The sequence below is a fragment of the Streptosporangium sp. NPDC023825 genome, assembly GCF_040639575.1.
Lineage (GTDB): Bacteria > Actinomycetota > Actinomycetes > Streptosporangiales > Streptosporangiaceae > Streptosporangium.
In genome coordinates this window covers 18283-41029 of the sequence record NZ_JBFAAE010000064.1, presented here as the reverse complement: position 1 = coordinate 41029, position 22747 = coordinate 18283, and the positions used below count along the sequence as shown (strand labels likewise).

The window sequence follows — 22747 nt, the reverse complement described above, 5'->3', positions numbered from 1 at the left end:
CGGCCGGCCGTCGCGACCTGTCGGGCCTTGTGCCCCGACGTACGGGGAGTCAGCGGCGCGAGTAGGTGAGGCGCCGTAGTGCGGCCTCGGCCGGTCCTCTTCGCCCACCGGGCGCCAGCAGCGCGGCGAGCACCACGGTGGCCAGCCAGGTCGCCACGGCGATGCCGGACGCCGCGGCGTCGCCCACACGCGTGCCGAGCCCTCCGATGTACGGTGCGAACACCGCTACGAAGATCACCGACTGGAGGAGGTAGCAGGTCAGCGACCATTGACCGCACGCGGCCAGAGCCCTGACGACCGGGCCGGAACGGCCGCCCCGCATCCGGCCGGTGGCGAGTCCGATGATGGCCGCGTACGCGAGCCCGCCGGCGATGCCGGTCACGCTGTGCAGTGCGTACGCCGACACGGCCACCATGTCGGACGGCGTCCAGATGCGGGTGTCGATCAGCATCAGCGGCACTGCGCCGACGACGGCTGGCCCGGTGCCCAGGGCGGCGACCCGGGAGAGCAGGTCCCGGTGCGAGATGGGGTCTTCCAGCAGGCGGCGCCTCGCCGCCCAGATCCCGAACAGGAAGGCCGGCACCACGCTGGCGGCGAAGTATGTGGGCGTCATCCCGGACCATCCGATGAGCCGCATCACGGTCGCCTCGATCGGGTCCGCCATGGCGGCGGGCGTGTCGCCCTTGGGCGCGGAGACGGTGAGCAGCCCGAAGCCGAACAGGATCACGACGTGCAGCACCAGCCCTACCACGGCGGCCCGTAGCACGACCTTGTCCTCGCGCCGGATGAACCCGACGAGCACGAGCCCGACCAGCCCGTACGCCCCGAGGATGTCACCGAAGAACAAAAGCAGCGCGTGGCAGAACCCGAACGCCAGCAGCCACAGGCTCCGCCGGCGCAGCACCTTGCGCACTTGCGGCCAGCTCCTGCCCGTGGCGAGCTGCCGGTTGGCGAGCTGCACCAGGCCGTAGCCGAACAGGGCGGCGAACATGGGCAGCGCACGTCCGTCCACCAGGAGGATCTGCGTCCCGGCGACCAGCCGGTCCAGGGGGCCGCCGTCGAGCGCGTAGCCGCGGAAGCCCGCCTCGTGGCCTGACAGGTACATGTGCGCGTGCGCCAACGCGATGAGCAGCAGCATCAGCCCGCGTGCGAGGTCGGGCGCGAGCGCGCGCTGGGTGATCGGGGTGGCCCCGTGAACGGGAGCCGGTGGGGCGATGGACATGGTTGTCCCCTTGAAATTAGATACAGGGCTGTAGCTAATGATTGAGAGTAAGATACACCCGTGCAGCTAAGCAAGGAGGGGCGATGGGCGATCACAACGCCCGGATGCGCCGGCGCGGAGAAGAACTGCTGAAGGCCATCCACGACGCCGTGCTGGAAGAGGTGGTGGAGGTCGGTGCGGGGCGGCTGACCATGGACGGCATCGCCCGGCGCGCGGCCACGCCCCGCACGACCCTGTATCGCCGCTGGTCGGACCCGCTGGAGGTGCTCCTCGACGCGCTCTACCACCAGCACCCGGTCGAGGAGCCGACGGCGGGGGCCGACGACCTGCGCGGTGACCTCGTCCGCGCCCTGCGCCTCATGGTGGACTGGGCCCTCAGCCCGGCGGGCCGCGCTGTCGCGGCCATCCTCACCGACCCGAAAAGCGCCGCACTGATGTCCGAGGCCCTGTTCGAGCGGGTCTTCGCCAACCGGGGCGGCACGTTCACCCGCACCGTGCTGCAGCACTACGCCGACCGGGGCCACTTCCCGGCTGAGCTACTCACCCCGGTCGTGGCCGACATCGGCGAGGCCCTCGTCACCAAGCGCCTGATCGACGGGGCACCGCCCAGTGACGAGGACCTCGCGGCGATAGTCGACCAGGCGATCCTGCCCGCGATCGGGAGTCCCCCCGGCAGCCGGTCCGGCCCCGGTGGAGGATCGCGTTGACGATCTCCCGCATCTCGTGGCCGGCCGCGTGACGTCAGGCGCGGACGATCACGAACGTCGACGGACGTGTCCGCACCCGGAGGGTCTCGGAGAGGTCGGGCCTGCCGGTCGAAGCTCTCGCCGCCGGGCCTGGTCTCCACGCCGGCCGCTGGTCTCCACGCCGGCTGGAGGCATTCGCTGATCACGGCGATTCACGAGCCGAGGCCCGGAGCCTGAAGGCTTCCCGTGCGGCAGGCCGGACGTGGTCATGTGCCCGGTCAGGCGGCCCTGCCTAGGCTTTGCGGGCGAGCAGTTGAACCTCCTGGAACTGCCGTCGGTCGGTGGGCTGAGGTTCGCGAACCATCCGGGCCACCTCGACCAACCCGGACTCGCGCAGCATCGCGGAGAGGTGATCAGGCCACCACCGATAGGCCGGTGCGACTGTGTGATCGAAGACCTGCGTCGGGTGAGACGGATCTTCGCTTGCCGAGAAGCCGATCAGAAGGTGGCCTCCAGGTGCCAGCACGCGATGGAACTCCGCCAGGATGGCGGGGAGTTCCCGAGGCGGGGTGTGGATGATGGACCACCGTGAGAGCACGCCGCCCAGCACGCCGTCGGCGATGTTCAACGCGGCCATCGAGCCCACGTCGAACCGCAGGGCCGGATAGGCCTGTCGAGCCAACTCGATCATCGCAGGAGAGGCGTCGACCCCGAACGCCGCCAGCCCCAGCTCGTCCAGGTGGGCGGTGATATGGCCAGGCCCACACCCCAGGTCCGCGACCTGACCGTCCCCGCTCGCGCTGACGACCTCGGCGAAGACACCCAGGATCGCGCGGTCCAGGGGGCTGTCACGCAGGCTGTCGCGGAACAGCTGCGCATAGGTGAGGGCAGCAGCGTCGTAAGCCTCGCGAGTGGTAGTGAGAACATCGTGTTCGACCATGTTCGCGACAGTAGCTCCTGGCCCCGGGGCGAGCCGAGAGAATCATGATCTTTCCTCCCGCCCGTTCGACCGGGCCATCACCGGTTCAGAGGAGTCAGGTGAGGTGAGGGCGTACTCGGCTCACGGTGTTCAGGGGCTGTGGGAATGTCTGACGGTCGGGGAGACGCCCGAGCCCCTGGGACTTCTGACCTGAGGACACCCGGGCGCGAAACATCCGCGAGGAAGATCAGCAGCTGGCGCGGAGAATTCGCCGGGGCACGGTCAGACGGCGTCGTCCAGCTGTTCGGTGAGCCGCTCCAGGCCGCCCCTGATGAGCTGTCCGTACTCGTCGTCGCCAAGCGCGCCGATCCCGGCTCGCGCCTGCTCGAGGTGCTCGCGGGCGCGTTCGAGATCGCCCAGCTTGCGATAGCAGTCACTCAGGTTGAGGTGCAGCGACGGATACAAGCCGGCCACGGAAAGCGGCACCCCGGCCTGCGCCACCTGCTCGTCGGTGACCAGGTCGGCGGCGGCAAGCGCTCGCAGATCCCACATCAGCTCCTGGTGCACGTCGTCCTGCACGTCGGCCATCGAGTGGGCAAGGACGCAAACATGCAGCGGGTCGCCTTGCTCGCCGCCGATGTCGTCCCAGATCTGCGCGAACAACTCGCGAGCGGCTTCACGCCGGCCTTGGTGGTGATGCAACTCCACCCCCTGGCCGATCCGGGTCATCGTCGGGTCGGCGGTCATCGGCGGCTCCTTCACCGTTGCGGGCGATCGCGGCCAGCGTACTTGCTCTACGTAGTTCAAGGATCTTCAAGATTCTGGCCTGCCGGTTCGCTTGGCAGCCGCGGATGACCCACGATTCGACCGGCAGGCCCAGCCGCTGTCCGCAGGTCGTGCAAGATCGGTATGCGTCTGCAGGCGAGTTCTCGGGAGTCCGAAGTGCTCAGCGCCGTCGCCGCCACCACGGCCACTCAGGCGCGGCATGCGGGTTCGGGGACGTTCGAGCGACGAAGCGTCTGTCGATGGGGAGGACCAGGGCGTACAGGTAGGGCTTGGCCCGGCGCGGCAGCGCGATGAGCGCCTGTCCGAGCCGCCGGCGTGGCCCGTCTCCACAGCATTCGGGACACATGCACGTAGGCGCGATCCGGTCGACGGCGCCCGGCACTACCGCCTGCGTCCAGGCCGGCAACGCCGCAGCCACCTCACCCGGCCGCATGCGAGTGTGTTCCAGTGTGATCACCGCGGCCATGGCCCGGCGCCCGAGGCCGGGGACATGATGGATCGAGGTTCTGTGGGTTCCGCACACCGATCCTCGTACGCGGACCGCGGAAGGGCGCCTACGCGGCATGGCCCTTTCTGATCGACGTCATGGGATGCATGATCGCACGCGGAGTAGCCGTCTTCCAGGTTCGATCCGGTGGACCACCGCTCTCACGATCGCACGATGGCCGTTCAGGTCCGGGGAGACGAGGACGAGACATGGGTTCGCACAAGGCACGACCGGCCGCCGGACGGTACACATCATCGAGATCGCGCCGCTCGTGACGATGGGTTCCCGGTTGCGATCCGGCTCCGTTCGACTCCGTTCCGCGGAGAACGGCCGTGCGGTCGCCGCTCGACACTTACAGGAACAATCCGGCGACTCACGGCCGGGTATCCGGAGGAAGGGCCGTTACGGGATTTCCGGCGCGATGTCGATCACGCTTACCGAGCGGACCTTCGGATTCCCGACCATGCGCTTCACCATTTCTGGTGTGTTGATGACGGTGAAGCCGTAGATCAGCCCTTCTTCTGCTCGGTCCCGGAGCTCCGACAGATCAAGGTCGAGTTGTTCCAGGGCAGGCTCGTCCTCGGACTTCAGCAGCGACACCCACCGCCTGAACTCTTCCACCCTGGAAGTGCTCTTCGGGCCCGCGAAGGCATTGAATCCGCCGATGGTGCCAGGGTAGACGTAGGGCCAGCCGAAGGACTTGCCGTGCAGGCCGGGGGAGAGAAGCAGGGTCTCGCCGAGTCCGATGACGTGCATGTCATCGACCTCCGCTTCGTTCAGCGGATGCTTCAAAGTGACCACTGCATGGACGCGGTGCCTGCGCCAGTCCATTTCCTTCAGTGTGTTGAGCGTCAGGAGGTTCTCCGCCTTCGGGTCCTGACTCTCGGGCGAGGTCATCGTCTCCGTCAGGCGCCATGGCCTGGGTTTCGGAAAACGGATCTCCCCCGAGGGATGCTGTCGGAACTCTGTGGACAGGGCAGGGGCTTCGCCTGTCCACATGCCGGATATGCGAGGTCCCAGGGAGACCTCCAGGGAGCCGTCGAACGGCGGGATCTTGTCGTCGTAGTCAGGGTGCGGCCTGCATTCATCGTCGGGGACGAGGCTGAATCTCATGCTGTAGTCGGGGTTCGCGACGGCGAATCCCATCAGGACGACCCGACTGAATCGAGCGCAGTCCATCATTTCCCTGCCCGGCTCGTCCTTCAATACTTCGAATGTCACTCCACCCAGCAGGATCATGACGGCGAGGGCTGCCGCCGACGTGCGTGCCGGACCCCATCGATCGATAAGCCGTTTCATTGGAGTGATCCTTGCATTTAAGGATGGGCCAGGGCCTCGGTGTTACGTCTGCATGCCTTCGTCAACCGGTGACGATCGTCGGCGGCCCAGGCGGCGGCCTGGCTGCCAGGGGGAATCACCTCGGGGCAGGCGTGGAGCAGGAGGGATCTCGACCTCTCCGGCGTGCGTGTCCTCGTGCGTGGAATCCAACCCCGCCGATCGAACGGGAACCGATGCCGCCACATCGCCGGCACACGGTTCTGATCATCGACCGGCACCGTCGTGGCCGCTCGACCCGGATGAACCGTGTGATGCCCGGACCGTTCCCTGTCAGGGATCTCGACGTCCACGGGCCCGGGCCGGATCCGTCCGTTGTCGTGGATCGGCCGCTCGCCGTGCACGATCCAGCGCGTCCGCTCCTCGTCGGTGGCCACGCAGCGAAGTTACAGCCCCACATTCTCAGCGCGAACCGGCATTCGCCCATAGTCGGCGTACTACGGCGATCGCGGACAATGTGCCATGGAGAATGTCCGGTTCCGATCGATATTTGATGCGTCGATTCCGTCACAGGATTGCTTCTGTGGTCGCTGGGCCGTCCCGAGGCGTCCAAGCCCGAGGTGAGTCGATGGAATTCGTCTACCTGTTGACGTGCTTGCACAGGTAGCCGGCTGTCTTCTTGAGCTGGGCGGACGTGCCGTTGGCGGTGCGGTACCGTTCGGCGAGGCCGATGGCCTTCGTCAGCGTGCTACCTCCCTTTCCGCAGGGGTACGGGGCTCGCTTTCCGTAGGGGTACGGGGCTCGTCGCACGGATCTGACGGAGAAGTCGCACGGGCCTGACGGGGAAGTCGCACGGGCCTGACGGGGAAGTCGCACGGGCCTGACGGGGAAGTCGCACGGGCCTGATGGAGAACTAGCCGCTCAGGCGTCGGCGCAGCAGGCAGAACTCGTTGCCCTCCGGGTCGGCCAGGACGTACCAGGACTCCTCGCCCGTCTGCCCGACATCGGCGTGCCGGGCGCCGATGCTCAGCAGGCGGTCGAGCTCGGCGGCCTGATCGCGATCGGTTGGATTCACGTCGATGTGCAGCGGAAGCTCACCCGCCTTGGGGGTGTCGGTCGGGTTGAACACGATGGTCGGCTGTAGACCGCCGAAGCCCTCCTTCGGGCCGATCTCAACGCTCCCGTCGACACGATCGAGCACCACGTAGCCGAGCACCTCGCACCAGAAGGCCGCAAGGCGCTCTGGTTCACGGCTGTCGAGCACCAACTCACTGATCCGGCACGCCATACGGCCACCGGTACCCGCCATGGCCCCCATCATGTACGCGTCGAGTCGACAGCCGGCACCCCATGACGAGCCTGTCCGGTGATGCGCTCGATCCAAGAGCGCGGTCGACGGAGGACTTCGCGCAGACCGGGTCATCGGCGAGGCCCGGAGGTGCCCACGGCTCGCGCGAGGCCCGCCGGACCAAGTGCGGCGCTCGCCAACGTGGACGGCACCGAAATAGACTTTCCGCGTTTTCTGCATAAAGGAGGAACATGGCGGCCGAGGGCTGGGAATCAATCGAATCCGCCGACGAGTTGCGGGAGCTGCTCGGCACTCCCAAGCCGGCTGTGATCGCCAAGGAGCGGAAGACCCTGCACGAGCTGGACCGGGCGTGGCTGGCCGCCTCGCCGTTCTGCCTCGTCGCGACCTCGGACACCGACGGCGCCTGTGACGTCTCACCCAAAGGCGACCCGCCCGGGTTCACCCTGGTCCTGAACGACTCGACGATCGCGATCCCCGAACGGCCGGGCAATCGCAGGGCGGACGGATTCCACAACATCCTGCGCAACCCGCACGTCGGCCTGATCTACTTCGTCCCCGGCCGCGGTGACACCCTGCGCGTCAACGGCAGGGCGCGCCTGGTGCGCGAGGCACCCTTCTTCGACCGGATGGTGGTCAAGGGGCACCGGCCGCGGCTCGCGATCGTGGTCGAGATCGAGCAGATCTTCCACCACTGCGCCAAGGCGTTCCTCCGTTCGGAGCTGTGGCGCCCGGAGAGCTGGAACCCGCAGGCCCTGCCCTCGCGGGCGCGCATCGCCCAGGCGCTGGAGCGGCCGGAGGACCCGATCGAGGAGCTGGAGCGCTACTACGGTTCCTCCTACGCGGAGGGGATGTACGGCTGAGCGAGCGGGCCCGGGATGGCGGGCCTCCGACCCTGCCTGGGATGGCGGGCCTCCGGCTCTGTCCGGAACCGCAGGTCTCCGACGGTGCCGAGGCGCCCGGCCCCCTCCGGCACCCCGTTTCCGGGCCGTGGCCGGCAGGCCGGTCACGGCCCGGGGCGGATCGCCGCGACCGAGCACCTGCTCGGCCTGGGGCTGCCGATCCAGGCACGGCCCCGTCACGCGTACGTGGCCGATGACATCGCCCTTACGATCGTCGACTGGACCATTCACGGCACCGCGCCCGACGGCACGGAGGCCCACTTCGAGGGAACCGCGGCCGATGTCGCCAGGCGAGGCCCGGACGGACTCTGGCGCTACCTGATCGACAATCCCTTCGGTACGGCACAGCGGGCCTTTCCCGAGGCGGCGTCCTGAAGGCGCCCGCGAGGTGACCGGAATTCTCGCCGGGTCGCCATGGTTTCCGTCTACTGCCCGCGCCGTTGAGAAGCGGCCGAGGAGCGGCCGAGCAGCGGCCGGGAAGCCGTTGGGAAAGAGGGGAAATGATGTCCGCATCGCTGGAGTTCGCGATCGACACGTTCGGGGACGTCACTGTCGACGCGGACGGAAACCGGCTGTCGTACGCGCAGGTGATCCGTAACGTCGTCGAGGAGGCCGTGCTCGCCGACAGCGTGGGGATCGACGCGATCGGCATCGGGGAGCACCACCGGGACGACTTCGCCGTCTCGGCGCCGGAGATCGTGCTGGCGACGATCGCCGGCCGCACCGAACGCATCCGCCTCGGCACCGCGGTGACCGTGCTCAGCTCGGACGACCCGGTGCGCGTGTTCGAGAGGTTCGCCACCCTGGACGCGGTGTCCCAGGGCCGCGCGGAGATCATTCTCGGCCGTGGCTCGTTCACGGAGTCGTTCCCGCTGTTCGGTTTCGACCTGGGGCAGTACGAGGAGCTGTTCGAGGAGAAACTCGACCTGATCTCCCATCTCCTGGAGGAGGGCCCGGTCACCTGGCAGGGTCGCCTCCGTCCCGGGCTGAAGGACCAGCACGTGTATCCGAAGACGGAGTCCGGCCGGCTGCGCACCTGGATCGGCGTCGGCGGCAGTCCCGAGTCCGTGGTGCGCGCGGCGCGCTACCGGATGCCGCTCATGCTCGCGATCATCGGCGGTTCGCCGGAGCGTTTCGCGCCGTACGTCGACCTTTACCACCGCGCTCTCGACCAGTTCGAGTTTCAGCGGCTGCCGGTCGGCGTGCACTCGCCGGGTCACATCGCCGAGACCGACAGCCAGGCCCGCGACGAGCTCTGGCCGCACTATCGCGCGATGCACGACCGCATCGGCCGCGAGCGCGGCTGGGGCCCCACGACCCGCGGCCGCTTCGAGTCGGAGGCCGACGAGGGCTCGCTCTACGTCGGGTCGCCCGAGACGGTGGCCGCGAAGATCGCGAAAACCGTCGGCGCGCTCGGCGTCGACCGCTTCGAGCTCAAGTACAGCTCCGGGACGCTCGCGCACGAGAAGCTGATGAACACGATCCGCCTCTACGGGGAGGAGGTCGTGCCGCGGGTGAGGGAGCTGCTGGCCCAGACCCCGGCCACGACGCCGGCCGGCTGATCGGAGCGGGAAGAGACGCCGGTCGGCTGATCGGAGCGGGGAGAAAGGCGGTGACGAGGTCGCCGGCCGTGATCAGGTAAGCCCCTCCCGCGCGTACGTGGCCGCCGTGTCGAGGAGGGGCGAGAGGGCGTCGCGGAGGTCTTCGACCCGGCGGTGGTGGAAGGCGGTCATCCCCGCCTCGCGGGCCGCCGCGACGTTGGCCAGGGTGTCGTCGACGAACAGGCAGCGCTGGACCGAGGTCCCGGTTCGTTCGGCGGCGATGAGGAAGACGCGCGGATCGGGCTTCGCGACGCCGATGCGGGCGGTGTTCACCACGATGTCGGCGAGGCCGTCCAGCCCCTGCCCGGCGAGGTCCTGCTCCAGCCGGGTGGTCGCGTTGGAGACCAGGGCCACGGTGGCGACCTCGCGAGCCCGGGTGAGCAGGGCCACGACTTCCTGATCGACCCGTGGAACGACGTCGGACCAGGCGGTGACGACGGCGCGGGCACGATCGGCCGATCCGCAGGTGCCGGCGAGATTCGCGGCCACCGCGGAGCGCCACTGCTCGTCGGTGATCTCTCCGGTGATCGCGGAGTGCAGCAGGGACGGCGCGAAGGCCGCCGCCGCGAGGGTGCCCGCGGGGAGTCCGTGCGCGCGGTCGAGCTCGTCGGAGGCGGGCCAGTGGCGAAGCACGCCGTCGATGTCGCAGAGCACGGCGTCATAGGGGAGAACGGTCATGATCGGAACTCCTCGGTGGTCGTTCGGCGGCTCACGTCGGCGGCCCCGCCGGTACGCGGTGGTTCACTCCGTCCGGTCCGGTACGGCTGGTTCAGGCTGTTCCGGTACGGCTGGTTCAGGTTGGCCCGGCGCGGCGAGCCGGGCGGCACGGGTGGTGAGGTAGTGGCGCTCCGGAGCGCTCGTCGTGAGGCTCGCCGCCACGCGGTAGTCGTCGGCCGGGCTATCCAGCGGTCACAGCTCCTCCTCCTGCGTCTGCCCGCCGAACTGCATCAACATCGTGTATTTCATGTCTTCGCTCCTCGTGTTCGAGCGCCCGCCTCGACGCTCTCACCCACAGGTAGAAGCAGGCGACCGCCTTCTCGACATTCTGCCGGGCGTCCGGCGAAAAAGGTCCGGTCACGGAGCCGGAACGCGAAGTGCCAGGATGGCCATGTCGTCGGTCATGTGTCCTCGGCTGTGAGCGAGGGTGGCGTCCCCGATCCGCCGCACGATGTCGCCGGCGTCGAGGTCCCGGCACTCCGCCAGCAGGGCGATCAGGCGTTCGTCGCCGAACAGGTCCTGCTGTCTCGGCGGATGCGCCTCGGTGACGCCGTCGCTGTACAGCACCAGCGTGTCGCCGGGCCGCAGATCGAAACGGATGTTCTCGAGCCTCGCCTCCTCCATGACGCCCAGCACGACGCCGGACGTTCTCAGGGACTCCACGCTTCCGTCGGCCCGTCGCAGCAGGGCGGAGGGGTGCCCGGCCGTGGACAGCATTCCCGTGAAACCTTCCCCGTCCGGGCGGAAGATCGCGCACACCACCGTCAGGAACCGCCCGTCCCTGACCCGCTGCGCCAGCAGAGCCCGGTTCAGCTGCTCCAGCACCCGGCTGGGCGAGACGTGGCGGGGCGCGTCGGCCCGCAGCGTGTACCGGGCCAGGGCGGTGATCTGCGCGGCCTCCACTCCGTGCCCGCACACGTCGCCCAGGACCGCGCACCAGCGTGAACCGCTCGCTGAGAACAGGTCGTAGAAGTCACCGGTGACGTCCACCTCGCCCGTGGCCGGAATGTAGGTGGCGGCGGCCTGCAGGCCGGGAACCGTCGGCATCATCGGCGGCAGCAGGCTGTCCTGGAGGGTCCGGACCAGTCTCTCGGACACCTCGCCCGCGGCCTGCAGCTCCAGCACGTGCCGCTCGGAACGGGCCAGCGCGGCCCGGAGCCGGATCTCACCCGACACGGCGCGCGACAGGATGGCCAGCGTCTGCGCGTCGGTTTCGGACCACGCGCGCGACACCGAGTCCACCACGCAGAGCCCGCCCAGGACCTCGCCGTCCAGGCCGTGGATGGGATACCCGGCCCATGCGCCGATCCCCAGCCGCTCCACCGTCGGCAGGTCGCGCACGCGGGGGTCGGCGGCGGCGTCGCCCACGAGCAACGGCTCGTTCGTCGCGACCAGGATGTGGCAGGGACTGTCGGCCACCGCGTTCTGCCGCTCGGACGTGGACGGCTCGCCCATTCCGATCGCGCTCTTCCAGAACGACCGCCGGTCGTCGACCAGGGTCACGAACGCCCGCCGCGTTCCGGTCACCCGCGCGGCCAGGCGGGCGAGGTCGTCGAACGACGGCTCGGGTTCGGAGTCGAGCAGGCCGGTGGCCCACACCGCCGACAGGCGTTTGGGATCGAACACCGCCGCCGGGATCTCAACGCCCATGTGCGCGACCGCTTTCTTCCGGGTACGTCATCCACGATCACGCCGCTCATACCCGGAGCCACCGGAATCAGCCTGGGGCAGGCGATTGTGCCTCACAGAGCAGTACAAACCACTACAGGTCAGACTCTAGGCCAGCGTCCCTGAGACAGCGGTCCCCGCCCTGTCCCGAGCCGCCCGGTCCGTCCCCGGCCGCGTGAGTCCGCCGGGACGCACGGTTCCGCCGGGGATCGCGTGATGTTCCGCCCGGGATCACGTGATCGCGCCGTGGACTCGCACGGCCGCGGCACGGATCACGGGGCTCCGCCGGGGGATCTCAACGTCGCGGCGTGGCGGGCGGGCGTGATCACAGGCCCATCTCGCGGGTCAGCAGCAGGTGCGCCTGTTCGATGTCCTCGGAGGTGAAGCCGGGAATGCTCCGGTCAAGCTGCTGGAGCAGAGACATCAGGGCCTGTTTCTGCGCCATGTGCTGGACGGGAAGCTGGTCGAGATCCACGCTCAGGAGCCAGTCGAACAGCACCACCGCGTCGGCGGTCCACAGGCTCAGCGCGGTCATGTCCGAGGCTGCCATCCTCAGGCCGGGCGTTCCGCTCATGCGAGCAACTTACCCCCATGCATATATGCGAAATAACCCACTTTGTCATCCGGATGCAGGGATCTTATGGCGCGGCCGAAACGGGAGCTGATCAGTGGTCGAAAACAGTCGAAAATCGATGGAAAGGGATGCTGAATGACGTTCACGTGTCGATGTGGCACGGTCGGCGACCGGCCCGTCCCCGTGAATCGGGAACGGGGCCGCCAGGGCGCTGGCAGGTCGCCGACAGGGCGCAGGCAGGGCGCGGCCGGCGGGGGCGGGGCACGCGTGGCGGGGTGAGCGGGTCGCGCGGCGGGGGTCCGGGGAGCACCCTCACCCGTCGAGCGCGGCCCACAGGATCTCGAACTCCTCGGAGGTCAGGGCGTTCAGGCCGAAGTCGCCGGGGTAGATCGGGCCCTCGGCCAGGAAGCCGTGCTCGTCCTCGATGTGCCGCCACGAGTATCTGCGGGCGAGGCCGTCCGAACCCAGCTCGGCGTGCCTCACGGGCCAGTACTCCCCGCCGCTGTCGAGGACGGTCTCGAACAACCACACGTGGCCGTCGCCGTCCACTCCGTGCCAGTACAGGTGCGGCCGGTCGCTCTCGTCGAGCGCCCGGATCGTGTCCCTGCGACGATCCTGCAGCATCGTGCTCCTCGGTGTTCGGTAAAAGGCTCGGTGTTCCTCAAAAGGCATGCTGTCGCCAAAAAAGGCTAAAGGGCGCATAACCTGCTTTTTGTTGTGGTGCTTGTTCTCGTGTACCGCTCCAGGAGATCTACGGCCGTACGGGGACCCGGGCGCCTCCCGGTGGCGGGCTGTGGCGGCCGGGCTCGTCGCGGCGGGCGGGCACGTGGTCCCCGCCGATCGTTTCATCGATGACCTGTGGCGGGGGCGGCCGCCGCCCGGAGCGCCGGCCACCCTCCCGGCTCATGTCGGCTCATGTCGGCCTACGTCGGTCTACGTGGCTGCCCCCGGCCGGGTGCCAGCCTCCGGACGGCTGCCGCGTACGTCCGCCACGGGCCCGTACCTCCCGGCGACCGGCGACCGGCGACCGGCGATTGGGGATCGGGGGTCGGGGGGAGGGGCCGCTTCTCCTCATCCGGGGTGGAGCCTGTCGCAGGGCCCGTCGTGGCGCCCGTCGTGAGGGACGGTGCGAGGAGGGGCGGCGCGGGAGCCGGAGGGGGTCTGGCGGGGGTCTGGCGGGGGTCCGGCGCGGGGGGACGGCGTGGGTGCCTCGAGGGGGACGTGTGGTGGTCCGGGTGGACCTCAATTGATTTCGCATCCCGCTGCGGAGCCGTGTATGGTTACACCTGTCCGCAAGCGAGAGCGACACGGACAGGCCCCTTTAGCTCAGTCGGCAGAGCGTCTCCATGGTAAGGAGAAGGTCTACGGTTCGATTCCGTAAAGGGGCTCGACAGCCTAAAGGCCCTAACCTCCTGGTTAGGGCTTTCGGCTTGGTTGGCCTTGAAGACAGGTAAAGGCGGGCCAGAAAATACTCAAGGTTCCTGACGCGCGGGCGGGCATACTGGGGCGACCCAGAAGAGATCGCCCTGACCTGCACAAGTACGCAGGCACTCTGCGGGTCGGGTATCCTTGCGAGGTCGGTCGATTTCGTCGGCCTCAAGGCGGAGTAGCTCAGCCAGGCAGAGCAAACGGCTCATAATCGTTGTGTCGCCGGTTCAAGTCCGGCCTCCGCTACTACCCATCCGGGGCTTCTCCCACCAGAGAGGTCCTGTCGTGGGTTGTCCACTGTCCAGAACGTAGAAAGGCACTCCCAAGTGGCTGCCACCGACGTTAGGCCGAAGATCACGCTGGCCTGCCAGGAGTGCAAGCACCGCAACTACATCACGCGGAAGAACCGGCGCAACGACCCGGATCGGCTTGAGCTGAAGAAGTACTGCCCGAACTGCAAGACGCACCAGGCGCACCGCGAGACTCGCTAGTCTGCGCGAAGCCTTCCGCCACGGCGGGAGATGAGTGCTTCGGCACGAACACACTCCACGAAAACCGGCGTCCTCAGACGAGGCGCCGGTTTGTCGTATCCGTACAGTTTTATGGCACGAGCGTTGACCACGGAAGAGATCCGGCGCGAGAGCGGGCCGGGCTACGGTTTCCTGGTGGCTCGCCTACCGGTGAACCGCTTTCCGGTAGCTCGCCGCCCGATGTCCCCCCAGGGCGCATACCGGAATCTTGTTCTGTTAATGTCTCGTCCGACCCGCCGGTGTCGGCCCCACCGGTTCGATATCCGCAAAGGAGCACGATGGCTCTGAACCGTGACTTCGTCGGGCGGGCGTCCGCGCCCTCCTCGCCGTACGAGGTCAGTCGCGTGAAGATCAAAGAGTTCGCGACGGCGATCGGCGACAACAACCCGATCTACCGGGACAGAGAGGCCGCCCAGGCCGCGGGGTATCCCGACGTGATCGCGCCGCCGACCTTCCCCATCGTGTTCAGCCTGGCCGGAGGGTCGATCCTGACCGACCCCGAGCTCGGTCTGAACCTCGCCATGGTGGTCCACGGCGAGCAGCGCTTCGAGTACCGGCGGCCGATCCACGCCGGGGACGAGCTGGTCAGCGTCTCCACCGTGACCGACATCCGCAGCATCGGCCGCAACGAGCTGATCACCGTCAAGAGCGACGTCAGCACCGTCGACGGCGAGTTCGTGTGCACGGCCTACAACACCATCGTCGAGCGTGGAGGGGCGGGCTGACATGGCCGCGACGGTCAAGTACGACGAGGTCGAGACGGGCCAGCAGATCCCGCCCGCCGAATACGCGGTACGCCGCGCCAACCTGGTGATGTACGCCGGGGCCTCGGGTGACTTCAACCCCATCCACTGGAACGAGCGCTTCGCCAAGACCGTCGGGCTTCCCGACGTCATCGCGCACGGCATGTTCACCATGGCGCAGGGCGGCCGGTTCGTCACCGACTGGGTGGGCGACCCCGGCGCGGTCGTCGACTACGGGGTGCGGTTCTCCTCCATGGTGGTCGTCCCCGACGACGACCAGGGCGCCGTCATCACGGTGAGCGGGGTCGTCGAGGAGAAGCTCGAGGACAAGCGCGTGGTGGTCGCCCTGACCGCCAGGTCCAACGACTCCCGCGTCCTGTCCAAGGCTCGCGCGGTGGTCCAGCTGTCGTAGGCGCCCTGCCGTAGCGCCCTGTCGCGGGCGCCGCCGGTGCCCAGCCGGCCCGGTACGGCCCGGAGCCGGTTCGGGACGCGGTGGCCGGGGCGGGGCTCACGCCCGGGCGGCCCGCGCCGGTTCTTCGGTTCCCCGGTCCACCGGTACGGCTCACGGTGAGGTCGGGGCACGGTCCACCGGTACGGCTCACGGCGGGTCAGGTGGTGATCCGCCGACCTGGCCGTGGTTCACGGCATGCTCGCGGGCCGGGGCCGAATCTTCTCCCCTTCCGGGGGTAGCTCCCCAGCATGAGCGAAGTACCTCCTAACGTGACCGGCCTGGCCGAGCGGCGGGCCAAGGCGCTAGCCGAGCACGATCATGCCGCCTCCGACGCGCTCCGTGACGAGATCAGAACCGAGGGCTGGCTCGTCCGGGACACCGCGGACGGTTTCGAGCTCATCCCCTCTCCCTCCTTCGACGTGTGGCCCACGGTGAGTTCCCTGCCCGAGGGGGGTTCCCCGGGAGCGGAACGAGGCGGTTCGAGCGGCGGGCCGGGAACGTCCACGGCCCCCGGACGGACGAGCGCCACGAGCGGGGCCGCCGGGGTCGACGGGAATGCCGAGGGCACGGGGGACACGGGGAGCACAGGGAAGACCTCCACCGGACGGGACGACTCGGCCGACCCCGGGCGGGTCGCCGAGGCCGCGGATCCCGGACGCCACCCGGGGCGGCTCGGTGACCTGGACGCCGAGCGGGTCGCCGAGACCGAGGCGGCGCCCCAGCAGACGCCCGAGGGCTCGGAGCTGGTCGGCCGGGCCGACGATCTCGACGGCCATCCCGAGCGGATGGTCTCCTCCCAGCTGCTGTGGGACGGCAGCCTGTCGGTCTCCCGGCTCGACGAGACCATCGTTCCCCCGGCCGGCGTCGAGGAGCCGAAGGCCGCGCGGCCGACGGTGACCGTCGCCCTGCTGGTCGACGGCCGTCCCGACGAGCTGCGCGAGTGCGTACGCGCCCTGGTCGCCCGTACGGAGGCGAGGATCCTCGCCCTCGACCTGGGAGACGTGGACGGCGCGGGAGCGGTCCTGCAGGAGCTGGTGGAGGAGTTCCCCCGCCGGGTGGAGGCCTGGCACGTGGCCGAGACGCCGCACTGGAAGGGCGGCTCCGCGGGGTGGGGCGAGAGCCGCGACAGGTTGCTGCGCCTCGACACCTCGGACGTCCACGTCGTCATGGACACCTCCGTGGTCCTGGACGGCGACGCCGTCACCCCGCTGGTCAAGGCGCTGGACGACGATGTGACCGCGGCCGGGTGGAAGGGGATGAATCCCCGCGAGGACGGCAAGGAATGGCTGGAGGCCGAGCCCGGTGAGGTCCGGGGGCTGCTCGGCCACCTGTTCGCGGTCAGGCGCGACACCGCGCTCGCCGCGGGTGGCTTCCCCGCCGACGCCCGCTACTACCGCAACGCCGACCTGGAGTTCTCGCTCAGGCTGCCCGGCACTCTCGTCGCCCTGGGGAAGGATCTCCCGGTCCACCAGGAGCGGCACCGCCGCGACGACGGCGCGGACCCCGAATATCGCGAGGGGGAGTCCCGGCGAACCTACGACCGGGTGCTGAGGCTGCTGCGCTCCCCGTAGGCTGGTCGCGGATTTCGGCCGGGTCGCCGGGTGGTCGCGGGTGGGGAAAAGCGCATGACGGAGCGGGTGGCGGGGGTGCGGCTGGCGCCGTACACGACGCTGGGGCTGGGGGGACCGGCCGGGGCGTTCGTGGAGGCGGGGTCGCCCGAGGAGATCGTCGAGCTGGTGGCGGCGGCCGACCGGGCGGGCGAGCCGGTGCTCGTGCTGGGGGGCGGCAGCAATCTGGTCGTCTCCGACGAGGGCTTCGACGGACTGGTCGTGCGCGTCGCCTCCCGGGGCGTCGAGGTCGAGGGGGACCTGGTCACCGCGCAGGCGGGCGAGGACTGGGACGCCCTGGTCGAGCGTGCGGTGCGCGAGGGCCGGTCGGGCGTGGAGTGCCTGTCCGGCATCCCCGGGCTGGTCGGGTCCACGCCGATCCAGAACGTCGGCGCCTACGGGCAGGACGTCTCCCAGACGATCACCGCCGTTCGGGCCTACGACCGCCGGACCGGTGCGGTGCGGGACCTGGCCGCGCGGGAGTGCGGGTTCGCCTACCGGCACAGCGCGTTCAAGGACGACCTGGGACGATACGTCGTGCTCGCGGTTACCTACGAGCTGGCCGGGGACGCGCTGTCCGGTCCGGTCGCCTACCGGGAGCTGGCCTCCCGGCTGGGGGTCGCCCTGGGCGACCGGGTGCCGCTCGCGGAGGCCCGGGCGGCGGTGCTGGAGCTGCGCGCGGGCAAGGGCATGGTCCTGGACGCCGCCGACCCGGACACCCGCAGCGCGGGATCGTTCTTCACCAACCCGGTCCTGACCGCCGTGCAGGCCGCCGAGCTGGAACTGCGGGCGCCGGGGTTCCCCCGCTGGGACATGCCGGAGGGGGCCGTCAAGGTCCCGGCGGCGTGGTTGATCGAGAACGCCGGGTTCCCGAAGGGCTACCGGCGCGGCCCGGCCCGTATCTCCACCAAGCACACCCTTGCCATGACAAATCCGGAAATGGTGGCCTCGACGGAGGAGCTCCTCGACCTCGCCCGCGAGGTCAGGGACGGCGTCCTGGAGAAGTTCGGCGTCACCCTGGTCAACGAGCCCGTGATGGTCGGCACCCGGCTCTGAGGTTCTCGGGATTCCGGGCTCTTCCGAAATTCTCCCGAGGATCCCCCGGGTCCCCAGGGTCCTCCCTGGCGTCCTCCGAGGTCCCGTGAAGGTTCCTGCGAGGCCCTCCGGGGTCCTGTGAGATTTTCCGAGGTCTCCGGGGTGCCGGGGTCTGTGAGATTTTCCGAGGTCTCCGGGGTCCGTGAGATCCTCCGGGATCCTCGGAGGGCGGGAATGGGCATCCGATTTCTGCTGGTATGGTCTGATGGAAAGACCCGAAGGGGAGTAGTCCCAATCGCGTGATCGACATGCTGGCGCCTGAGGCGCCCGGTCGCGCGGGCCCTGGATCCGGCCGGTTCGGCCCGGCTCCACGGCGGACGAGACCTTCGGCCTGGCAGGCATTGATGGATGCCGCCGGGCCGAAGACGTGCCCGAGACTCCCCGGGTTCCGCCCTTCCGCCCGGCTGCGTACGCGGGAAGGGCACCCTCGTTGGAAGCGTTCTGGATCAGTCTCGCCGTGATCTTCGTCGCCGAACTCGGCGACAAGAGCCAGCTCATGGCCATGACCTTCGCCACCCGGTTCAAACCGTGGCCGGTCCTCGCCGGAATCACCCTGGCCACCGCGGTGGTTCACCTGTTCAGCGTCGCCCTGGGCGGACTGGTCGGCGATTTTCTCCCCACCACGGCGATCACGATCATCGCCGGCATCGCCTTTCTGGGCTTCGCGCTGTGGACGCTGCGCGGGGACGAGCTGACCGAGGAGGAGTCGCGAAAGGCGCGGCGCACCACCCGGTCGGCGATCATCGCCGTGACCGTCGCCTTCTTCCTCGCCGAGCTGGGTGACAAGACGATGCTCGCGACCATCACGCTCGCCACCCAGCACGGCTGGTTCGGCACGTGGATCGGCTCGACGGTGGGCATGGTCGCCGCCGACGCCCTGGCCATCGTGGTCGGCCGGATGCTCGGCAAGCACCTGCCGGAGAGAATCATCCGCTACGGTGCCGCCGCGGCCTTCGCCGTCTTCGGCGTGATCCTGCTGCTCGAACCGCTGTTGGTCTGATCAGGGACGGTACGGATCAGGGCCAGTACGGCCGCGCGTGCTCGGCGGCGGCGGCGATCGCCGCGCCGTCGATCTCGGTGAACGTCAGCGGCACGTCGAAGGCGGGCCACTCGACCGCGACCTCGAACGGCTCCGCGGGAGGCAGTGGCCACAGCCACAGGCTCCAGCGGAGGGAGATGAGACGGTCACTGCCGCTTCCGCCGCCCCCGCTGTGCTGCTGGAGGACCGGGCCGTCGGGAGGCGGCGGGGGCCACTCGCCGTCGTAGCGCGGCCTGCCGTCGACGGTCGTGGCCTTGCCGCCGTCGGAGAAGCGGACGCCGAAGCGGAGGATCTCGTCTTCCAGCGCCTTTCCTGGACGGAATCTGGAGTGGCTCCTTTCGAACATCAGGTCACGCCGTTCCCACCACGTGTCCTTGTTCACGCCCTCGACGGGACGGGCCACTATCCGGACGTGGAGTTTCACTCCCTCGGGAAAGGCGACGGCACTGGTGAGCACGATGGCCAGCGCCTCACTGTGGAACAGCGTCCGGCTGATGTCGACGGTGCGGCCGAGCACGGTGTCCGAGGGGCCCAGCCAGGGGGGAAGCACTCTTTCCTCTTCGGGCTCCCGGTCGTGGGCCGGTGGTGCGGTGAAGAAGTCCATGGGGTCAAGATACGCAACCGCCCAATCTTGCGCGCATATATCAAGAAATAGGGATTTTTGTGCAGCTTTAATATTTGTAAGGCTCTTGTTCGGCCCGAGTGGCCGGTGTGTAAGGTCGTCGCATTCTTTTCACCGTGCCGTACCGCCGGGCCGCCGTACACCGTCTTCCCTCGCCGTACCGTCGCCCGGTGATCGCCTCCGGCGAGGGAGCGGGAGTCAGCCGATCAGGGCGAGACGGTGGGCGGCCGCGGCCGCCTCGCCACGGGTGGAGACGCCCAGCTTGCCGAGGATGTTGGAGACGTGGACGCTCACGGTCTTGGCCGAGATGAACAGCTCGGCGGCGATCTCGCGGTTGGACCGTCCCAGCGCGACCAGCCGGAGCACCTCCAGCTCGCGCGGGGTCAGCGGCGACTCCCCGCCCCCGGCCTGCCCGGTGGTTCCGGCCTGTTCGGTGAGGGAGATCCCGATCCGGCGGGCGAGTGCCTCGATCTCGGTGGCCAGCGGCCGGGTGGAGAGCGCCACGGCGATCGGGTGGGCCGCGCGCAGCCGGGACGCGGCGCCGTCGCGGTCACCGGCGCCGGCCGCCGTCCGTCCCCCGTGCAGCAGCGACTTCGCCTGGGGGAAGGGGCGGCCCAGCCGTTCCCAGGCGGCGGCCGCGGCGTCGTGGTCGCGGATGAGCCCGAGCCGGTAGGCCTCGGCGACGGGGCTGTCCACGGCCATCGTCGCAGCGGCCTTCTCAACGTGGGCACGCAGCGCCGCCACCCGTTCGGGCGCGAGATCCTCGACCGTCTCGCAGATGCCGCCGAGCAGGCCGAACGTCCGCCAGCCCAGCATGGGCTTGCTCGTGATCTGCGCCTCGCGGGCGACCCGCTCGGCGACCTCCAGCGCGGCCAGCGGCTCCCCGCCGAGCATGTGCAGGCCGATCATGAGCCGGGCGTTGGCGGTCAGCTCCTGCATGAACTCCTCGGGGACGGTGCCGAAGGCGCCGACCTCGTCCAGGACGGATCTGAGCACGTCCGTCTCGCCGCGGGCGACCGCCACGTCCCCGCGGACCCGCCGCAGGTGGTGGCGGGTGCGCAGGGTGGGGTCCTTGCCGAGGATCCGCTCGACCAGCTCGGCGGCCTCGTCGAACCTGCCCAGCGCCTCCAGCGCCTCGGCCCGGTTGTTGGCGATGAACGTGCCCTGGTCCCGGTAGCGGCCGTACTTCTTCGCCAGCCGCTCCCCTTCGAGCGCGAGCTCGATCGCCTCGGCGGAGCGGCCCATGTTGTTGAGCGCGTCCACGTTGTTGGCGATGGCGCGCAGGACGCTGCGGCCGGACTCGACACGCTCGCCGATCGCCTGCGCGGTCTCGTTGAGCTCGATCGTGACATCGATGCGCCCCGCGATCGAGTGGCCCAGCGCCAGATTGAGCAGCAGCTCCGCCTCCAGGGGCCCCTCGCCGTGCTCGCGGGCGATCCGCAGCGCCTCCTCGGTGTGCGCCGTCCCCTCCGCCAGCTCGCCGCTGAATATCAGGTACGAGCCCAGCTTGGACAGCACCTCGGCGCGCTCCAGTCCCGGCTCGGGGACCAGCCGCTCGGCGTAGCGCAGATCGTCGAGCACTCCGGGCCGCCGCCTGGCCTTCTTGAACTGCGACCTCCGTACGACCAGGTTCGCCACCCGGGCGGGCTCGGTCCGCTCGTCGAGCTCCTGCAGCGCGGCCTTGACGAACTTGCTGCCCCGGTCGACCTCCCCGCACGCGCTCGCGGCCTCGGCGGCCTGCTCCAGGACGGTGGTGTGGTCCACGCCGATGCGCTCGGCGGCGTCGGGGACCTTGCTCCACAGCGTGAGCACCCGGTCCAGCAGCTGCATCATCTCCCGGTGGGCGAAGGTCTTGGCGGCCTTGCCCGCCGCCTCCCAGGCGGAGATGAGGGCCCAGAGGTCGTCGCGGGCGGAGTGCCAGTGGTGGGCGATCTCGATGGCGGCCCGGCCGGGAGGCACCAGCGTGCGGTCTTTGCCGATCTCCTCGGCGAAGCGGGCGTGCAGCCGTACGTGCTCGCCGGGCAGGAGCTCGTCGTGCACGGCCTCGCGGATCAGCGCGTGCCGGAAGACGTAGGCGCGGCCGTCGGCGACCTGCAGCACGTTGGCGGCGATCGCGGTGCGCAGCGCGTCGTCGAGCTCGACGTCCGACAGCGCGCTGACCGCGACGAGCAGGGCGTGGCTCACCCGGATACCGCCGGCGGCGGCGATGCGCAGCACCCGCTGCGTCTCCTCGGGGAGCCGCTCCACGGAGCCGATGATCAGGTCGTGCAGGGAGTCGGGGAAGGTGCATTCGCCGCCGCACTCCATCAGCGCCTCGACGAACAGCGGGATGCCCTCGCTGCGCTGGAAGACCTTGTCGACCAGGACGAACTCGGGCGCGGTGCCGAGGATGCCGGCCATCTGGGCGGCCACCTCGGACCGGGTGAGCCGGGGCAGGTCCATCCGGAGGACCCCGTCCAGCCGGCCGAGCTCGGCGAGCACCGGCCGGAGCGGGTGCTGGCGGTGGAGTTCGTCGGAGCGGTAGGTGAGGACCATCAGCACGGGAGCGGCGCGGAGGTTCCGGCTGAGGAAGGCGATCAGGTCGCGGCTGGAGCTGTCGGCCCAGTGGACGTCCTCGATGAGGAGGATCACCGGGCGGTGCTCCGCGAGCCGCTCCAGCAGGGTGAGGATCTGCTCGAAGAGCCGGGCGCGGGCGGTGTCGCTCTCCGTGTCGCCGCTCGGCTCGCCGAACTCGGGCAGCAGCCGGGCCAGGTCGCGCGCCCCTCCCTCGGGGAGCAGGGCCGCGACCACCTCGGCACCGCACTCGCGGACGAGCTGGCGGATCGCCGCGGTGAACGGCGCGTAGGCGAGGCCCTCGGTCGACAGCTCCACGCAGCCCCCGTTGAGCACGTGGGCGCCGTCGACTGTGGCCCGTTCCGCGAAACACCCGATCAGCCGCGACTTGCCGACGCCCGCCTCGCCACCGAGCAGCACGGTCACCGCCGCGTCCTTCCGGGCCTGCTCGAACGCCTCGGTCAGGTCCGCGAGCTCTCGCTCCCGCCCCACGAAGACGGGACTTACCGCCCGACCCACCATGTCTGCCAGCATGT

23 protein-coding genes and 2 tRNA genes are annotated in these 22747 nt (G+C 69.6%); 12 read left to right on the top strand and 13 right to left on the bottom strand.

Going from position 1 to position 22747, the window contains the following annotated elements:
• Positions 1 to 49: 49 nt before the first annotated feature.
• Positions 50 to 1222 (bottom strand): DUF418 domain-containing protein, encoded by a 1173-nt coding sequence (locus tag AB0G15_RS36040; protein WP_362848873.1) that lies wholly within the window; start codon positions 1220 to 1222, stop codon positions 50 to 52.
• An 83-nt stretch (positions 1223 to 1305) separates the two neighbouring features.
• On the opposite strand from AB0G15_RS36040, the gene AB0G15_RS36035 reads away from it, so the two are divergent.
• A complete protein-coding gene (locus AB0G15_RS36035) occupies positions 1306 to 1929 on the top strand; it encodes a TetR-like C-terminal domain-containing protein (protein WP_362848871.1) in 624 nt (207 codons plus the stop codon).
• Between the two features lie 271 nt (positions 1930 to 2200).
• On the opposite strand, the gene AB0G15_RS36030 is transcribed toward AB0G15_RS36035, so the two are convergent.
• The 6 genes from AB0G15_RS36030 to AB0G15_RS36005 form a co-directional block, all read right to left on the bottom strand.
• Positions 2201 to 2848 carry a class I SAM-dependent methyltransferase gene (locus AB0G15_RS36030; RefSeq protein ID WP_362848869.1) on the bottom strand — a complete coding sequence of 216 codons (648 nt, stop codon included), beginning with the start codon at positions 2846 to 2848 and terminating at the stop codon, positions 2201 to 2203.
• Between the two features lie 261 nt (positions 2849 to 3109).
• Positions 3110 to 3574 (bottom strand): tetratricopeptide repeat protein, encoded by a 465-nt coding sequence (locus tag AB0G15_RS36025; protein ID WP_362848866.1) that lies wholly within the window; start codon positions 3572 to 3574, stop codon positions 3110 to 3112.
• Between the two features lie 928 nt (positions 3575 to 4502).
• Positions 4503 to 5399 (bottom strand): hypothetical protein, encoded by an 897-nt coding sequence (locus tag AB0G15_RS36020; RefSeq protein ID WP_362848863.1) that lies wholly within the window; start codon positions 5397 to 5399, stop codon positions 4503 to 4505.
• A 17-nt stretch (positions 5400 to 5416) separates the two neighbouring features.
• Entirely contained in the window at positions 5417 to 5812 is a 396-nt protein-coding gene (locus AB0G15_RS36015) for a hypothetical protein (RefSeq protein ID WP_362848860.1), read from the bottom strand.
• Positions 5813 to 6014: 202 nt separating this feature from the next.
• Positions 6015 to 6185, bottom strand: a complete 171-nt coding sequence (locus AB0G15_RS36010; RefSeq protein WP_362848857.1) for a hypothetical protein — start codon at positions 6183 to 6185, stop codon at positions 6015 to 6017.
• 103 nt (positions 6186 to 6288) lie between these two features.
• A complete protein-coding gene (locus tag AB0G15_RS36005) occupies positions 6289 to 6663 on the bottom strand; it encodes a VOC family protein (RefSeq protein WP_362848909.1) in 375 nt (124 codons plus the stop codon).
• A gap of 251 nt (positions 6664 to 6914) precedes the next feature.
• Here AB0G15_RS36005 and AB0G15_RS36000 point away from each other — a divergent pair, with 251 nt between their 5' ends.
• The 3 genes from AB0G15_RS36000 to AB0G15_RS35990 all read left to right on the top strand — a co-directional run bounded on the left by AB0G15_RS36000 (position 6915) and on the right by AB0G15_RS35990 (position 9145).
• Positions 6915 to 7544 carry a pyridoxamine 5'-phosphate oxidase family protein gene (locus AB0G15_RS36000; protein WP_362848854.1) on the top strand — a complete coding sequence of 210 codons (630 nt, stop codon included), beginning with the start codon at positions 6915 to 6917 and terminating at the stop codon, positions 7542 to 7544.
• 84 nt (positions 7545 to 7628) lie between these two features.
• Positions 7629 to 7958 (top strand): hypothetical protein, encoded by a 330-nt coding sequence (locus tag AB0G15_RS35995; protein WP_362848851.1) that lies wholly within the window; start codon positions 7629 to 7631, stop codon positions 7956 to 7958.
• Between the two features lie 125 nt (positions 7959 to 8083).
• Positions 8084 to 9145, top strand: a complete 1062-nt coding sequence (locus AB0G15_RS35990; protein ID WP_362848847.1) for an LLM class flavin-dependent oxidoreductase — start codon at positions 8084 to 8086, stop codon at positions 9143 to 9145.
• A gap of 72 nt (positions 9146 to 9217) precedes the next feature.
• Here AB0G15_RS35990 and AB0G15_RS35985 read toward each other — a convergent pair whose 3' ends face one another.
• The 4 genes from AB0G15_RS35985 to AB0G15_RS35970 all read right to left on the bottom strand — a co-directional run bounded on the left by AB0G15_RS35985 (position 9218) and on the right by AB0G15_RS35970 (position 12767).
• Positions 9218 to 9862, bottom strand: a complete 645-nt coding sequence (locus tag AB0G15_RS35985) for an HAD-IA family hydrolase (protein ID WP_362848844.1) — start codon at positions 9860 to 9862, stop codon at positions 9218 to 9220.
• A gap of 396 nt (positions 9863 to 10258) precedes the next feature.
• A complete protein-coding gene (locus tag AB0G15_RS35980) occupies positions 10259 to 11551 on the bottom strand; it encodes a GAF domain-containing SpoIIE family protein phosphatase (RefSeq protein ID WP_362848841.1) in 1293 nt (430 codons plus the stop codon).
• A gap of 343 nt (positions 11552 to 11894) precedes the next feature.
• Positions 11895 to 12143: a hypothetical protein gene (locus AB0G15_RS35975; protein ID WP_362848838.1), complete on the bottom strand. Its 249-nt coding sequence runs from the start codon at positions 12141 to 12143 to the stop codon at positions 11895 to 11897.
• Between the two features lie 312 nt (positions 12144 to 12455).
• Positions 12456 to 12767 carry a hypothetical protein gene (locus AB0G15_RS35970; protein ID WP_362696415.1) on the bottom strand — a complete coding sequence of 104 codons (312 nt, stop codon included), beginning with the start codon at positions 12765 to 12767 and terminating at the stop codon, positions 12456 to 12458.
• A gap of 691 nt (positions 12768 to 13458) precedes the next feature.
• Between AB0G15_RS35970 and AB0G15_RS35965 the strand changes: the two genes are divergently transcribed.
• From AB0G15_RS35965 to AB0G15_RS35930, 8 genes are all read left to right on the top strand, one after another.
• Positions 13459 to 13531, top strand: a tRNA-Thr gene (locus tag AB0G15_RS35965).
• Between the two features lie 212 nt (positions 13532 to 13743).
• A tRNA-Met gene (locus AB0G15_RS35960) sits at positions 13744 to 13817 on the top strand.
• 80 nt (positions 13818 to 13897) lie between these two features.
• Complete coding sequence (gene rpmG / locus AB0G15_RS35955; RefSeq protein WP_030921771.1) at positions 13898 to 14062, top strand: 50S ribosomal protein L33; 165 nt, start codon at positions 13898 to 13900, stop codon at positions 14060 to 14062.
• 317 nt (positions 14063 to 14379) lie between these two features.
• The gene (locus AB0G15_RS35950; protein ID WP_362696706.1) at positions 14380 to 14826 is read left to right on the top strand and encodes a MaoC family dehydratase N-terminal domain-containing protein; all 447 of its coding nucleotides are present in this window, start codon (positions 14380 to 14382) and stop codon (positions 14824 to 14826) included.
• A gap of 1 nt (position 14827) precedes the next feature.
• Entirely contained in the window at positions 14828 to 15256 is a 429-nt protein-coding gene (locus tag AB0G15_RS35945) for a MaoC family dehydratase (RefSeq protein ID WP_362696708.1), read from the top strand.
• Positions 15257 to 15543: 287 nt separating this feature from the next.
• Entirely contained in the window at positions 15544 to 16866 is a 1323-nt protein-coding gene (locus AB0G15_RS35940; protein ID WP_362848835.1) for a glycosyltransferase family A protein, read from the top strand.
• 54 nt (positions 16867 to 16920) lie between these two features.
• A complete protein-coding gene (locus tag AB0G15_RS35935) occupies positions 16921 to 17958 on the top strand; it encodes a UDP-N-acetylmuramate dehydrogenase (RefSeq protein ID WP_362848832.1) in 1038 nt (345 codons plus the stop codon).
• Positions 17959 to 18427: 469 nt separating this feature from the next.
• On the top strand, positions 18428 to 18997 hold the full coding sequence (locus tag AB0G15_RS35930; protein WP_362848829.1) for a TMEM165/GDT1 family protein: 570 nt from the start codon (positions 18428 to 18430) through the stop codon (positions 18995 to 18997).
• Between the two features lie 16 nt (positions 18998 to 19013).
• On the opposite strand, the gene AB0G15_RS35925 is transcribed toward AB0G15_RS35930, so the two are convergent.
• Both AB0G15_RS35925 and AB0G15_RS35920 read right to left on the bottom strand, forming a co-directional pair.
• A complete protein-coding gene (locus tag AB0G15_RS35925) occupies positions 19014 to 19640 on the bottom strand; it encodes a hypothetical protein (protein ID WP_362848826.1) in 627 nt (208 codons plus the stop codon).
• Between the two features lie 216 nt (positions 19641 to 19856).
• Positions 19857 to 22733 (bottom strand): AAA family ATPase, encoded by a 2877-nt coding sequence (locus tag AB0G15_RS35920; RefSeq protein WP_362848823.1) that lies wholly within the window; start codon positions 22731 to 22733, stop codon positions 19857 to 19859.
• Between the last annotated feature and the right edge of the window lie 14 nt (positions 22734 to 22747).